The sequence below is a fragment of the Janthinobacterium sp. Bl 1 genome (assembly GCF_058215535.1).
Map to the genome: position 1 here is coordinate 3639352 of NZ_CM177086.1, position 13696 is coordinate 3653047.

The following is a 13696-nucleotide window of genomic DNA, read 5'->3' on the forward strand; positions in this document are numbered from 1 at the left end:
ATGAATCAGCTGCAACAACTAAAACAGTACAGCACCGTCGTCGCCGACACGGGCGACTTTTTGCAACTGGCGCGCTTCGCGCCGCAAGACGCGACCACCAATCCGTCGCTGATTTTAAAAGCCGTGCTGCAGCCCGATTACGCGCCTTTGCTGGAAAGCACGGTTGCTGCCCACAAGCATGCGTCGCTCGACGATATCGTCGACCAGGTGCTGGTGCGCTTCGGCCTGGAAATCCTGAAAGTGGTGCCGGGCCGCGTGTCGACGGAAGTCGATGCCCGTTTGAGCTTTGACCGCGACGCCACCGTGGCCCGCGGGCGCCGCCTGATCGCCCTGTATGAAGCGGCTGGCATCAGCCGCGAGCGCGTGCTGATCAAGGTCGCCGCCACCTGGGAAGGCATCCAGGCGGCGCGCGAGCTGGAAAAAGACGGCATCTTTTGCAACCTGACCCTGCTGTTCGCATTTTGCCAGGCCGTCGCCTGCGCCGACGCGAAAGTGCGCCTGATTTCGCCGTTTGTGGGCCGCATCTACGACTGGCACAAGAAATCGATGGGCGCCGCATGGGATGAAGCGGCGCGCAGCCTGTCCAACGATCCAGGTGTACAGTCGGTCACGCGCATCTTCAATTACTACAAACAACATGGCATCGCCACGCAAGTGATGGGCGCCAGCTTCCGCAACGTGGGGCAGATCACGGCCCTGTCCGGCTGCGACTTGCTGACCATCAGCCCGGACTTGCTGGCGAAACTCGAAGCATCCGACGCGCCGTTCGAGCGCGCCCTGGGCGCCAACCTGGGCGCGGCGCAGCCGGCCATCACGTATGACAAGGCCGCTTTCCGCTACGCCTTGAACGACGACGCGATGGCGACCGAAAAGCTGGCCGAAGGCATCCGCGGCTTTGCCGTCGATGCGGGCAAGCTGGACGCCATGATCGAGAAATTACGCAATCAATAAGTTTCACCCGTAGCACCGTTTGTTTTTGACAATAAAAACCCTTGGAGATCCTCATGAAAAAAGTCATTACCGCCTCCCTGTTGCTGTCCGCCGCCTGCGGCGCTTTCGCCGCTGACAAACCGCTGAAATCCATCGGCGTGAGCGTGGGCGACCTGGCCAACCCGTTCTTCGTGGCGATTGGCCGCGGCGCGGAAGAAAGCGCGAAAAAACTGGGCGGCCCGGGCGTGAAAGTCACCACGGTGTCCAGCAAGTATGACCTGAACACCCAGGTGGACCAGATTGAAAACTTTATTGCCAACAAGACCGACATCATCATCCTGAACGCCGTCGATTCCAAGGGTATCGCCCCAGCCATCAAGAAAGCGCGCAATGCGGGCGTGGTCGTGATCGCCGTCGACGTGGGCGCCGTGGGCGCGTCGGCCACCGTGATGTCCGACAACACCATGGCTGGCGACGTGTCGTGCGCCTACCTGGCAAAGCAGATCGGCGGCAAGGGCAATGTTGTGATCCTGAACGGCCCGCCGGTCACGTCCGTGATCGACCGCGTCAACGGCTGCAAGAAAACCCTGGCCGCGTTCAAGGATATCAAGATCCTGTCCGACAACCAGAACGCCGGCGGCAGCCGCGACGGCGGCATGACCGTGATGTCGAACTTGCTGACGGCCCATCCGAAGATCGACGGCGTGTTTGCCATCAACGATCCGACGGGCATCGGCGCCGAACTGGCGATCAAGCAATCGAAGCGCACGGACGTCAAACTGATCACGGCCGTCGATGGCGCGCCCGATGGCCAGAACGCCCTGAAAAACAAGGCCGGCCTGTTTGCCGCCACCTCGGCGCAAAACCCGTACCGCATGGCCACCGACGCCGTGCAAATGGGCTACGACATCATGAACGGCCGCACGCCGAAACAGACGATGGTGCTGTTGCCGACCCCGGCCATCACCAAGGAAAACGTCGCCACCTATACGGGCTGGGTAAAGAACTGATCTGCCTGACCTGAACCACGTGTTGCCCGCCCCGGCCCCGGTCCAAGGGTGGGCAACAGTTTCAAAAGCAAGGAAGGACAGTCATGAGCGACAATATTATTTTTGAAATGCGCGGCATCGAGAAGCGCTTTGGCGCCACGCGCGCGCTGCGCGGCGTGCACCTGACGGTGCGCAGCGGCGAAATCCATGCCGTGATGGGCGAAAATGGCGCCGGCAAGAGCACCCTGATGAAAATCCTCTCGGGCGTGTACACGCCGGATGCCGGTGAGATCATTCTCGACGGCAAGCCGATCCGCATCCGCAACCCGGGCGAGGCACGCGCGCTGGGCATCAACCTGATCTACCAGGAACTGAGCGTGGCCAAGAACATGACGGTGGCGCAGAACGTCTTCATGGGCAGCGAGCCGAAAGGACCGTTCTGGACCGTCAAGGGCGGCGAAATGCGCGCGCGCACGAACGCCATCCTGGCCGACCTCGGCTCCCGTTTCGACGCCGACACCATGGTCTCGACCTTGTCGATCGCCGAGCAGCAGCAGGTGGAAATCGCCCGCGCCCTCGTGCACGAAAGCCGCATCCTGATCATGGACGAGCCCACTGCCGCCCTGTCCGACCGGGAAACAGAACAATTGTTCCGCATCATCGAAGAGCAGCGCGACAAGGGCCTGGCCGTGCTCTACATCAGCCACCGCATGGCCGAGGTGGAACGCCTGGCGCGCCGCATCACGGTGCTGCGCGATGGCGCCTATGTGGGCGAGCTGGGCAAGGATGAACTCGATCAAAAGAAAGTCGTGCAAATGATGGTGGGCCGCCCCGCCGACGACTTTTATTCGCACCAGCGGCGCACCACGCGCGGCGCCGAGCGCTTGCGCGTTGAAAACGTGGGCGGTGGCAAGGTCAAGCCTGCCTCGTTCACCCTGCATGCGGGTGAAGTGACGGGTCTTGCCGGCCTCGTCGGCGCGGGCCGCACGGAACTGGCGCGCCTGATCTTTGGCGCCGACAAGAAGCAAACGGGGCAAGTATGGCTCGACGGCCAGGAAGTGCACATCCACCGGCCGCTGGCGGCCATCCGCCACGGCATCGGCTACCTGCCCGAAGACCGCAAGAGCCTGGGCCTGTTCATGCAATTGTCGGCCATGGAAAACATGTCGATGAATATCCTGTCCAAGCATGCGACGGCGGGCGTCGTCAACCGTGGCGCCCTGACCCAGCTGACGCGCGAGGCGATAGCCAACCTCAACGTGAAAGTGTCGGGACCGGACGGCATCGTCGGCGGCCTGTCCGGCGGCAACCAGCAGAAAGTCTTGCTGGCGCGCTGGCTGGCCATCGCACCGAAAGTGCTCATCCTCGACGAACCGACGCGGGGCGTGGACGTGGGCGCGAAGAGCGAAATCTACAAGATCATCCACCAGCTGGCGGACGCGGGCACGGCCGTTCTGTGCATTTCCAGCGAACTGGCCGAGCTGGTCGGCATTTGCGACCGCGTGATGGTGATGTGCGAAGGACGCCTGACGGGCGAAGTGACGGGCGACGATATCACGCAGGAAAAAATCCTTGCCTACGCTACCCATCTGGAAGCGGCATAAAAATACGCATCAGCATAATTATTCAGGAGAATCAACATGACAACGAGTACCACCAGCGGCGCCGCGCGCGCCGGCGAACCCTTCAATGCCTCGAACCTGATGCGCCGCCTGGGCATGCTGCCCGTGCTGGTGGTGCTCTACCTGGCCATGTATGGCCTGACCGTGTATTTCTCGGCCGACGGCACGTCGACGTTCATGACCAGCAATAACACCATGAACATCTTCCGCCAGGTGTCGATCAACATCGTGCTCGCATCCGGCATGACTTTCGTCATTCTGACCAGCGGCATCGATCTGTCCGTCGGTTCCGTGCTGGCCGTCTCGGCCGTGGCAGGCATGCTGATGTCGCTGTCGGCCCAGTTCGCCGGCTTTTCGATCCCCACCTTCCTCATCGTCGGCCTGCTGCTGGGCGCGCTGAATGGCGTGCTGGTCGCTCTCGTCGGCCTGAACCCCTTCGTGGTGACTTTGGGCACCATGACGGCCCTGCGCGGCGCGGCCTACCTGCTGGCGGACGGCACCAGCGTGCTGAACACGGAAATCCCTAGCTTTGAATGGATGGGCAACGGCAGCTTCCTGGCCGTGCCCTGGCTGATCTGGCTGGCCGCCGCCGTGGTGCTGCTGACCTGGTTCATCCTGCGCAAGACGACCCTGGGCCTGCATATCTACGCCGTCGGCGGCAATATCCAGGCGGCACGCTTGACCGGCATCAAGGTCGGTCTCGTGCTGATGTTTGTCTACACGATCAGCGGCCTGTTCGCCGGCCTGGGCGGCGCCATGTCGGCCAGCCGTCTGTATGCGGCCAACGGCAACTGGGGCACGGGCTATGAGCTCGACGCCATCGCGGCCGTCGTGCTCGGCGGCACGAGCCTGATGGGCGGCGTGGGTTCCGTCTGGGGCACCGTCATCGGCGCCCTGATCATCGGCGTGATGAACAATGGCTTGACGATCCTGGGCTTGTCGTCGTTCTGGCAGTATGTGGCCAAGGGTGTCGTGATCGTGCTGGCGGTGATTCTGGACAAATGGCGCCAGTCGCACGCGCAGAACTGATTGTGACGTGGTGTGTCGGGTTACGCGCTGCGCGCTAACCCGACCTACCGTTGACGTAACAGGCAGGCGTAGGTCGGATTAGCGCTACGCGCGTAATCCGACAACACCCGAAACACTGCTTAGAACACCAACCGCATCTCCACATGCGCAATCCCCGCCTCTTCAAACTGTTCCCCCTGCTGCACGAAACCGTGGCGCGCATAGAATGGCGCGGCCACGGTTTGCGCGTTCAGCACCACCGCTTGATCGCCCCGCTCGCGGGCTTTGTCCATCAGCAAGGTCAACATGGCGCCGCCCACGCCCGTGCCGCGGCCCGGCTGGCGCACGGCCATGCGGCCGATGTGGCCGTCTGGCAATAGCCGGCCCGTGCCGATGGCATTGCCGGCATCGTCATAGGCAACGGCGTGCAGGCAGACGGCATCCATGTCGTCGAGTTCGATCTCGGCCGGCACTTTCTGTTCATCGACGAAGACTTCAAAACGGATGACGGTAGCGTCAGGGCCCAGTGTGGCCCAGTCGCCGAGGCGGATGGTGTGCTTGGTCATGGGTATACGGTAATAAGAGACGGGCCGTCATTGTCGCACGGCCTGCCACGCCTTGGCAGGTGCTGCGGCTCAAGCGTTCGATTTCAGGTAACGTCCAGGTGTTTCACCGAGTACCTTGCGAAACATGACGACAAAATTGCTCGCGTTCTCGTAGCCCAGGCCCTCTGCGACATGCTGGACCGTGGCGCCCCTGGCCATCCATTGCAAGGCGAGCAGGATATGCAGTTGCCTGCGCCAGCGTCCGAAACTCATGCCGGTTTCCCGGGACACGAGGCGTGACAGCGTGCGCGCACTGATGCCCATCCGCTGCGCCCATGATTCGATGTTGCCGGGATCGGACGGGCGCGCCATGATCCACTCGACCAGTTTGCGTAGCCGCTTGTCTGTCGTCAGGGGCAGATGAACCTGGCCGGGCTGCGCCAGCGCCATTTCATCGAGAAGAAGTGTCATCAGTCGTGACGCCATGCCGCCCTCTTCGTAGCGCATCGGCAATGCCGCTGAACGGATCACCAATTCACGCAGCAGCGGCGTGGTCGACAAGGTGCAGCACTCCTGCGGCAACGCGTCGTCCACCGCAGGATCGACATACACCACGTAACAGTCGACCGTGCCGGCCCCATCCATTCGATGTTGTGTGCCGCCAGGTATCCAAATGGCGCTTCCTGGCGGCACCAGCCAGAAGCCGCCGTCGACCTCGCAGGTGAGCACGCCGCGCATCCAGAGCAGGAATTGGCCTTTTCGATGCTGATGAAAATCCCGCTCCTGGCGGCTATCCATCTCGCGGCCAACGGCGCCAAGCGTGACCACCGGCCTTGGCACGCAATCGGGGTCTTCCCACTCGCTGGACGAATCGTCGCTGAAAACAGGCATCGGGCACCTTTCAAGGAACAAAATCAGTGGCAAGAATTCAATATAACATGGCCTGTTGGCTCATTGTGACCAACACGTGGCGCGCCTAACATGGGCGCTGACATCACAACCACGAAAGCTGTCACATGGAACAAACGAAGAAAATCCTGATCTGCGGCGGTGGCATCGCCGGCCCTGCGTGTGCCTGGTGGCTGGCCAGGTACGGCTACTCGGTGGTGCTCGTCGAAAAGGCCGGCGCGCTCAGGGACGGCGGGCAGAACATCGATGTAAAGGGTGCCGCGCAGCAGGTCCTCAAGCGCATGGGTTTGACGGAACAGGTCGAGGCGCGTGACACGCTGGAGTGCGGACAGAAATGGCTCGACGCCACCGGCAAGGTGGTGGCTGTTTTTCCCAAAGGTAGTATCGGCGGACTGACCAGCGATTTCGAAATCCTGCGCGGCGATTTCGCCCGTATTTTGTTCGATGCGACCAGCGGCACTTGCGAATACCGTTTTGGCACGTCCGTCAGTGGCGTTGAAGAGATTGAAAATGGCGTTCGGGCGACCTTTGCCGATGGCGCGGCAGAGGACTTCGCGCTGGTGATCTGCGCCGATGGCGTGAGCTCGTCGACCAGAGACCTGGCGCTGGCCGCTGAAACGCACATGCGTTACCTCGGTGTCTACATGGCGTTTTTCAACATTCCCCGACGACGGGAAGACGACTTCTGGGCCTGCTCCGTCAACGGCATAGGCGGTACGATGATCAACCTCAGGCCAGGTGGCCTGACGGAAACTACCGTGTTGATGACCTTTCCAGCCGCTGAGCCTGGCCTGCGGAGTCCGACGACGCCGTCGCGGCGCGAGCTGCTGCGCGCGGCGCTGACAGGCCGGGGCAAGGTCGCCGATCGTATCATCGCCGAGCTTGATACCGTCCAGGACTTTTACTTCGGGCCGATGAGCCAGGTGCAAGCATCGACCTGGTCAAAAGGCCGGCTGGTCTTGCTGGGCGATGCGGCGCACTGCCCGACGCCATTCACGGGCAAGGGCACGGCTTTGGCGCTGGTGGGAGCCTACGTGCTGGCCGGGGAAATCAAGAGGTGCGCTACCCACACCCAGGCATTCCAGGCATATGAACGCATCCTGCGCCCGTATGTCGAGCGGTCGCAGCAGGAGCTGAGCCCTCGCCTCATCCGCCTCATGCACGTGCGGACGCGGTTCGGCATAGCCATCGCGCACCTGCTACAACGGTGCGTCGGCAGCGCCCTGATCCAGTGGCTGTTGCGACCGAACGCCAAGACCAGGGCGCGCAGGATCGACGACGATTTCACGCTGCCGATGTATTGAAAGCATTGCTGTGCTACGGGGCGCGGCCGGGCAAGGAACTGGCGGCGCACCCAGTCATTTGAAAACAGCCCGCTTACAACTTCACCAGCTGCTTGCCGAAGTTGCGCCCTTTTAAGAGGCCGATGAAGGCCTCGGGCGCGCTAGCCAGGCCGTCGGCCACGGATTCGCGGAATTTCAGCTTGCCCGTCGCCACCAGGCTGCCCAGTTCCGCCAGTCCCTGCGGCCAGAATTCCGGCTGCTCGGAAACGATGAAGCCGCGCACGGTGAGGCGGTTGGTAAGGATCAGGCGCGCATTGTCGAGCGGCGTCGGTTCGCCGTTGTAGCCGGCGATCCAGCCGCACACGGCCACGCGGCCAAACGCATTGGTGCGGGCCAGCGCCGCATCGAAGATGGCGCCGCCCACGTTTTCAAAGATGGCGTCGATGCCGTCGGGCGTGGCCGCCGCCAAATCGGCCTCCAGATTGCCCGCCTTGTAGTCGACGCAGGCATCGAAACCCAGTTCCTCGACGACATAACGGCATTTTTCCGCACCGCCCGCGATGCCGACGACACGGCAGCCTTTGAGTTTCGCCAGCTGCCCCACGACGCTGCCCACGGCGCCGCTGGCGGCCGACACGACCACGGTTTCGCCCGCCTTCGGCGCCATGATCTGGTTCAAGCCATACCAGGCCGTCATGCCCGGCATGCCGACGGAGCCCAGGTAGGCCGAAGCGGGGATGTGCGTCGTGCCGACCTTGCGCAGCATCGTGCCATCGGACACGGCCACTTCCGTCCAGCCCAGGGTACCCACGACCATGTCGCCCACGGCGAACTTCGGATGCTTCGACTCGAGCACCACGCCCACCGTGCCGCCGATCATCGTTTCATCGAGCGCCTGCGGTGCCGCATAGCTTTTATTCGCACTCATGCGCCCGCGCATGTACGGGTCGAGCGACAGGTACTGGTTACGCACCAGCAACTGGCCATCCGTGATGGCGGGAATCTCTTGAGTTTCCAGGCGAAAATGTGCCGGGTTGACTTCCTCCGTGGAGGCGGGGCGCGAGGCGAGGACGATGCGTTGGTAGGTGGTCATGGTCCTGTTTGGGGGTAGAGAAGTTTAGCGGAAGGCTGGGGTCAGACCCGACGGGTCTGACCCCGGATGTCTGACGCGTAACGATTACACTTCATAGTCCATGCACTGCCGCGCTTCACGCACCGCCCCAAAAAACGGCTTGATTTTCACGTGCTCGGGATGATTCTGGTAAGCATCGAGCGCTTCGCGGCTGGCGAATTCGCTGTACAGGACGATGTCGTAGGTTGCTTCCAGGCCCGGCTGGGCCACGGCGGCTTCGAATTTCAAGATGCCGGGCACCAGGCCGGAACAGGAATCGAGCAGGGCCTTGAGTTTCAATGCATTCGTGGCGCGGTCGGCGCCTTCGGCGTGGTCTTTGAGTTTCCAGAAAACGATGTGCTTGATCATGGTGGCAGGCTGCTTGTTTATTAATGAAGCATTACTGTAACCGCTATCGGCGCGCCTTGCAGGAACCGGGCGCGCAATGCAAACGGGCGGCTCTGGAAGCCGCCCGCTGACTGGGTTCACGCAAACATCACAGCACTTCGAACAGCCCTGCAGCGCCCTGCCCGCCGCCGATGCACATGGTCACGACCACGTATTTGACGCCGCGGCGCTTGCCTTCGATCAAGGCGTGGCCCGTCAGGCGGGCACCTGACACGCCGTACGGGTGGCCGACGGCAATCGCGCCGCCGTTGACGTTCAGGCGGTCCATGGGGATGCCCAGGGTGTCGGCGCAGTACAGCACTTGCACGGCAAACGCTTCGTTGAGTTCCCACAGGCCGATGTCGGCGACAGTCAAGCCCGCCTTTTTCAGCAGTTTCGGAATCGCGTAGACGGGGCCGATGCCCATCTCATCAGGTTCGCAGCCGGCCACGGCAAAGCCGCGGAAGACGCCCAGCGGCTGCAAGCCTTTCGCTTCGGCCACTTTGGCATTCATGACGATGGCCATCGAAGCACCATCGGAAAACTGGCTGGCATTGCCGGCGCTGATGACGCCGCCAGGAATGGCCGGGCGGATCTTCGCCACGCCGTCATACGTCGTGTCGGCACGGATGCCTTCATCGGCGGCAATCGTCACTTCGCGCGACACGAGCATGCCGCTGGCTTTGTCGGCCACGCCCATGATGGTGGTCATCGGCACGATTTCCGCGTCGAACAGACCGGCAGCCTGGGCCGCGGCGGCACGCTGCTGGCTTTGCGCGCCATAGGCATCCTGGCGCTCGCGTGAAATCTGGTAGCGCTTGGCCACGGTTTCGGCCGTCTGCAGCATGGGCCAGTACAGTTCCGGCTTGTGCTGCTGCAGCCAGACCTCGCGGTACATATGCGTATTCATTTCGTTTTGCACGCAGGAAATCGATTCCACGCCGCCCGCCGCATAGATATCGCCTTCGCCGGCGATGATGCGCTGCGCGGCCAGGGCGATGGCCTGCAAGCCCGACGAGCAGAAACGGTTGACGGTCATGCCGGCCGTCGTCACGGGACAGCCGCCGCGCAAGGCCACCTGGCGCGCGATATTGCCGCCTGTCGCGCCTTCGGGAAAGGCGCAGCCGACCAGTACGTCCTCCACTTCCTCCGCTTCGATGCGCGCGCGCTCGACGGCGGCCGCCAGCACGTGCCCGCCCAAGGTGGCGCCATGCGTCATGTTGAACGCGCCCTTCCAGGACTTGGCCAGGCCCGTGCGGGCGGTCGATACGATGACGGCTTCATTCATGCTGTGTCTCCTTGTGGGGATATTATTGGGTGGGATATCTGCGGAATGAGAATAGCACATTTAAGTACGGTCGTTCGCAAAGTTCCGCCGGACATTGATTTGTAAGCTTGGCGTAAGTTTCAAGCAAGCATGACGTAAGGTTCGGAGAACACACTCGCCTCCAGCTGTTGCAAGAATGGTCAAAAAGACCGCGGCACCAGTTCACTATAAAACATAGGGAGACAAACCATGGCATCATCATCCGGCCCGGCCGACGTACGGAAAACTTCTACCAAGGGAACACCGATTACGCCCGAGGAACGCAAAGTCATCTTTGCGTCTTCGCTCGGCACCGTTTTTGAATGGTACGATTTTTATCTGTACGGTTCGCTCGCTTCCATCATCGCCAAGCAATTCTTCATCGGCGACCCCACCACCACCTTCATTTTCGCGCTGCTGGCCTTTGCCGCCGGCTTCATCGTGCGTCCGTTCGGCGCGCTGGTCTTCGGCCGCCTGGGCGACATGATCGGCCGCAAGTACACCTTCCTGATCACCATCCTGATCATGGGTGGCTCCACCTTCATCGTCGGCTTGCTGCCGGGCTACGCCTCCATCGGCATCGCCGCACCGATCATCCTCGTGTTCCTGCGCATCCTGCAAGGCCTGGCGCTGGGCGGCGAGTACGGCGGCGCAGCCACCTATGTGGCCGAGCACGCGCCTGAAGGCAAGCGCGGCTCGTTCACGGCGTGGATACAAACGACGGCAACCCTGGGCTTCTTCCTGTCGCTGATGGTCATCCTGGGCACCCGCCTGGCGACCGGCGAGAAGGATTTCGAGGCGTGGGGCTGGCGCATTCCCTTCCTCGTCTCCGTCATCCTGCTGGGTATTTCAGTGTGGATCCGCTTGGCCATGAATGAATCGCCGGCGTTTGCCAAGATGAAGGCCGAGGGCAAGACCTCGAAAGCCCCGCTGACGGAAGCGTTCGGCAAGTGGAAGAACCTGAAGATCGTCATCCTGGCCCTGATCGGTCTGACCGCCGGCCAGGCAGTCGTCTGGTACACGGGCCAGTTCTACGCCCTGTTCTTCATGATCCAGACCCTGAAAGTGGACCTGGCAACGGCCAACGTGCTGATCGCCATCGCCCTGCTGCTGGCCACGCCGTTCTTCCTGTTCTTCGGCAGCCTGTCCGACCGCATCGGCCGCAAGTACATCATCCTCGGCGGCTGCCTGATTGCCGCGGTCACCTACTTCCCGATCTTCAACGGCCTGACCCACTTCGCCAACCCGCAGCTGGAAGCGGCTCTGAAGAACTCGCCAGTGGTCGTCGTGGCCGATCCTGCTTCCTGCCACTTCCAGTTCAACATGACGGGCACGAAGAAATTCCCATCGTCGTGCGACATCGCCACCGGCTTCCTGTCGAACAGCTCGGTGAACTACACGAAGGAAGACGCACCGGCCGGCAGCATCGCCAAGGTACGCATCGGTACGAAGGAATTTACGTCGTTTAACGCCGTCATGACACCGGACGGCCTGAACTTCGATGCGGACAGCAAGGCAAAAGAAGCGGCGCTGAAGAAAGAACTGGGCGCCGGCATCAAGGAAGCGGGCTACCCTGCGAAAGCCGATCCGGACCAGATCAACAAGCCGATGGTCGTCTTGCTGCTGTTCATCCTGGTGCTGTACGTGACCATGGTGTACGGCCCGATCGCCGCCATGCTGGTGGAAATGTTCCCGACGCGCATCCGTTACACCTCGATGTCCCTGCCCTACCATATCGGTAACGGCTGGTTCGGCGGCTTGCTGCCGACCACGGCCTTCGCGCTGGTGGCCTTCAAGGGCGATATTTATTATGGCTTGTGGTATCCGATCGTCGTCGCCCTGGCGACTGTCGTGATCGGCACCCTGTTCGTCAAGGAAACGAAGGACAACAATATCTACGCCGACGACTGATACGGCGCAAGCCCCGGCTGCAAGGCCGGGGCCCGCAAAGCAAAACGCCGCTGACTGGTCAGCGGCGTTTTTTTATTATGGGCTGGCAAGCTTACTTGTCGCTCTTGCTCTTTTTCAGCTGGTCGCGCTGCTGCACGTATTCCTGGTAGCTGGTCTGGTTGCGCTTGCGGCAGGCATTGCGGTCGTCGAAATTATTGAGGCTGTTGCAGTACTCGCCGATCTTGTCCCGGTTCGCGTCATACAATACTTCGCAGCCGGTCATCGCCAGCAAGAAGGGAACGATCAGATATTTCATTGCTACTCTCATGGATAGGAACGGGATTGCGCGAAAAAACACCAGATTGCCCGCTGGATAAGCAAGCAGCTTTATCTTAACGCGATCCCGGCGGAAAGTACAAGCGCTCGGTATTACTAAATGGAAAGGATTCCCGGTGCAACGAGCTGATCGGCGCTGGCATCCTCGTTCAGCAACGGATTGCCTGCCGCGAACGCCGCCAGGTGCTCGAGCAGCACGCGCACGCGGGCCGGCAGGTAGCGCCGCTGCGTCCACACGGCGTACACGTGGCGCGGCTGCGGCATCCAGTCGGGCAAGACGCGCACGAGGCTGCCACTGGCCACTTCGTCGCGGCATTGCAGAAGCGGACACAGCAGGATACCGATGCCCGCGTCGGCCATCTCCACGGCCAGGCGCATTTCATTGACGCGCAGGCGCGCCTGCGGTTCGATCACCATTTCGGCGCCGTCGCCGGGCCGCCGCAAGCGCCAGCTGCGCAGCGGCTCGGCCACGATCAGCTCGTGCTGTTCCAGCTCCTGCAAGTCGCGCGGCACGCCCGCGCGCGCCAGGTAGGCTGGCGCGGCCACCATCACCAGCGAAGCGCTGCCCAGCCGGCGCTGCATCAGCGAGGAATCGTCGAGCGCGCCCACGCGGATGGCCAGGTCGGCGCCGCTGCCCACGAGGTCTTGCAGCAGGTTCGACAGCTCCAGTTCCAGGCGGATATCCGGGTACTGCTGCATGAAGCTGACCCAGGCCGGCGTCAGCAAGCCGCTGGCAAAGTTGACGGGTGCCAAGACGCGGATGCTGCCCGAGACGGCCGACAGGCTGGCGTCGAGCTGTTGCGTCGCCTGCCGCAAGGCGTGTACCAAGGGACGGCATTGCTCATAGTATTGCCAGCCTTCCGCCGTCGGCTGCAGGCGGCGCGCGCTGCGGTTGAGCAAGCGGTAGCCGAGCTGGCTTTCCAGCTTTTGCAGCCGGCGCGTGACGGTAGCGGCAGGCAAGTCTTCCTTGACGGCGGCCGCATGCAGGCTGCCCGCCTCGACAATAGCGACAAACAAAGCTAAATCATCAAGCATGATTGCATTTTCGGAATTTGAAATTAAAAATATGGCTCTAGTATAGATTGCTGCAAGTCGTTACGCTGCCATATCTTCACACTTTGAAAGTGCTCCATGTCCGAAGCCCTGCGTTTGCGCTGCGTATTTGCCTTCCTGATGTCGCTGCTCATGACCCTGCTGATGAGTGCCTGGGTCACCTGGCTCAATATCGGCCTGCAGGCGGACTTCCTGCCCCGCTGGCGCCATGCCTTCTTTGCCGCCTGGCCCGTGGCCTTCTGCGCCGTGATGCTGTTCGCACCCCGCGTGCAGCTGATGAGCCGCAACATCGTGGCCCGGCTCGCCAGCAGCGCTTGACCCGCAGTC

14 protein-coding genes are annotated in these 13696 nt (G+C 62.1%); 7 read left to right on the top strand and 7 right to left on the bottom strand.

The features are described from left to right. The 4 genes from tal to AC4BCN_RS16215 all read left to right on the top strand — a co-directional run bounded on the left by tal (window position 1) and on the right by AC4BCN_RS16215 (window position 4570). The gene (tal, locus tag AC4BCN_RS16200) at window positions 1-951 is read left to right on the top strand and encodes a transaldolase (RefSeq protein ID WP_490491228.1); all 951 of its coding nucleotides are present in this window, start codon (window positions 1-3) and stop codon (window positions 949-951) included. 53 nt (window positions 952-1004) lie between these two features. Continuing rightward, on the top strand, window positions 1005-1940 hold the full coding sequence (locus tag AC4BCN_RS16205) for an ABC transporter substrate-binding protein (protein WP_077404737.1): 936 nt from the start codon (window positions 1005-1007) through the stop codon (window positions 1938-1940). An 83-nt stretch (window positions 1941-2023) separates the two neighbouring features. After that, entirely contained in the window at window positions 2024-3523 is a 1500-nt protein-coding gene (locus AC4BCN_RS16210; RefSeq protein ID WP_139089153.1) for a sugar ABC transporter ATP-binding protein, read from the top strand. Window positions 3524-3559: 36 nt separating this feature from the next. Next, window positions 3560-4570: an ABC transporter permease subunit gene (locus tag AC4BCN_RS16215; RefSeq protein WP_034756126.1), complete on the top strand. Its 1011-nt coding sequence runs from the start codon at window positions 3560-3562 to the stop codon at window positions 4568-4570. Window positions 4571-4689: 119 nt separating this feature from the next. Here AC4BCN_RS16215 and AC4BCN_RS16220 read toward each other — a convergent pair whose 3' ends face one another. Together AC4BCN_RS16220 and AC4BCN_RS16225 are read right to left on the bottom strand one after the other, a co-directional pair. Next, on the bottom strand, window positions 4690-5115 hold the full coding sequence (locus AC4BCN_RS16220) for a GNAT family N-acetyltransferase (protein WP_490491229.1): 426 nt from the start codon (window positions 5113-5115) through the stop codon (window positions 4690-4692). A gap of 69 nt (window positions 5116-5184) precedes the next feature. Continuing rightward, window positions 5185-5985, bottom strand: coding sequence for an AraC family transcriptional regulator (locus tag AC4BCN_RS16225; RefSeq protein ID WP_490491230.1), 801 nt, complete (start codon window positions 5983-5985; stop codon window positions 5185-5187). Between the two features lie 125 nt (window positions 5986-6110). Here AC4BCN_RS16225 and AC4BCN_RS16230 point away from each other — a divergent pair, with 125 nt between their 5' ends. Beyond that, window positions 6111-7307 carry an FAD-dependent oxidoreductase gene (locus AC4BCN_RS16230; RefSeq protein ID WP_490491231.1) on the top strand — a complete coding sequence of 399 codons (1197 nt, stop codon included), beginning with the start codon at window positions 6111-6113 and terminating at the stop codon, window positions 7305-7307. A gap of 73 nt (window positions 7308-7380) precedes the next feature. Here the strand turns inward: AC4BCN_RS16230 and AC4BCN_RS16235 are convergent, their stop codons facing one another. From AC4BCN_RS16235 to AC4BCN_RS16245, 3 genes are all read right to left on the bottom strand, one after another. Beyond that, window positions 7381-8379, bottom strand: a complete 999-nt coding sequence (locus tag AC4BCN_RS16235; RefSeq protein WP_490491232.1) for an NADP-dependent oxidoreductase — start codon at window positions 8377-8379, stop codon at window positions 7381-7383. 84 nt (window positions 8380-8463) lie between these two features. Further along, window positions 8464-8766: a Dabb family protein gene (locus AC4BCN_RS16240; RefSeq protein ID WP_128143176.1), complete on the bottom strand. Its 303-nt coding sequence runs from the start codon at window positions 8764-8766 to the stop codon at window positions 8464-8466. A 127-nt stretch (window positions 8767-8893) separates the two neighbouring features. Continuing rightward, window positions 8894-10072: an acetyl-CoA C-acyltransferase gene (locus tag AC4BCN_RS16245; RefSeq protein WP_128143175.1), complete on the bottom strand. Its 1179-nt coding sequence runs from the start codon at window positions 10070-10072 to the stop codon at window positions 8894-8896. Window positions 10073-10300: 228 nt separating this feature from the next. On the opposite strand from AC4BCN_RS16245, the gene AC4BCN_RS16250 reads away from it, so the two are divergent. Further along, on the top strand, window positions 10301-12001 hold the full coding sequence (locus AC4BCN_RS16250; RefSeq protein ID WP_128143174.1) for an MFS transporter: 1701 nt from the start codon (window positions 10301-10303) through the stop codon (window positions 11999-12001). Between the two features lie 91 nt (window positions 12002-12092). Here AC4BCN_RS16250 and AC4BCN_RS16255 read toward each other — a convergent pair whose 3' ends face one another. Both AC4BCN_RS16255 and AC4BCN_RS16260 read right to left on the bottom strand, forming a co-directional pair. Then, a complete protein-coding gene (locus AC4BCN_RS16255; protein WP_046682764.1) occupies window positions 12093-12296 on the bottom strand; it encodes a hypothetical protein in 204 nt (67 codons plus the stop codon). Between the two features lie 116 nt (window positions 12297-12412). Further along, the gene (locus AC4BCN_RS16260) at window positions 12413-13351 is read right to left on the bottom strand and encodes a LysR family transcriptional regulator (RefSeq protein WP_490491233.1); all 939 of its coding nucleotides are present in this window, start codon (window positions 13349-13351) and stop codon (window positions 12413-12415) included. 96 nt (window positions 13352-13447) lie between these two features. On the opposite strand from AC4BCN_RS16260, the gene AC4BCN_RS16265 reads away from it, so the two are divergent. Continuing rightward, the gene (locus tag AC4BCN_RS16265; RefSeq protein WP_070302497.1) at window positions 13448-13687 is read left to right on the top strand and encodes a DUF2798 domain-containing protein; all 240 of its coding nucleotides are present in this window, start codon (window positions 13448-13450) and stop codon (window positions 13685-13687) included. Window positions 13688-13696 lie beyond the last annotated feature (9 nt).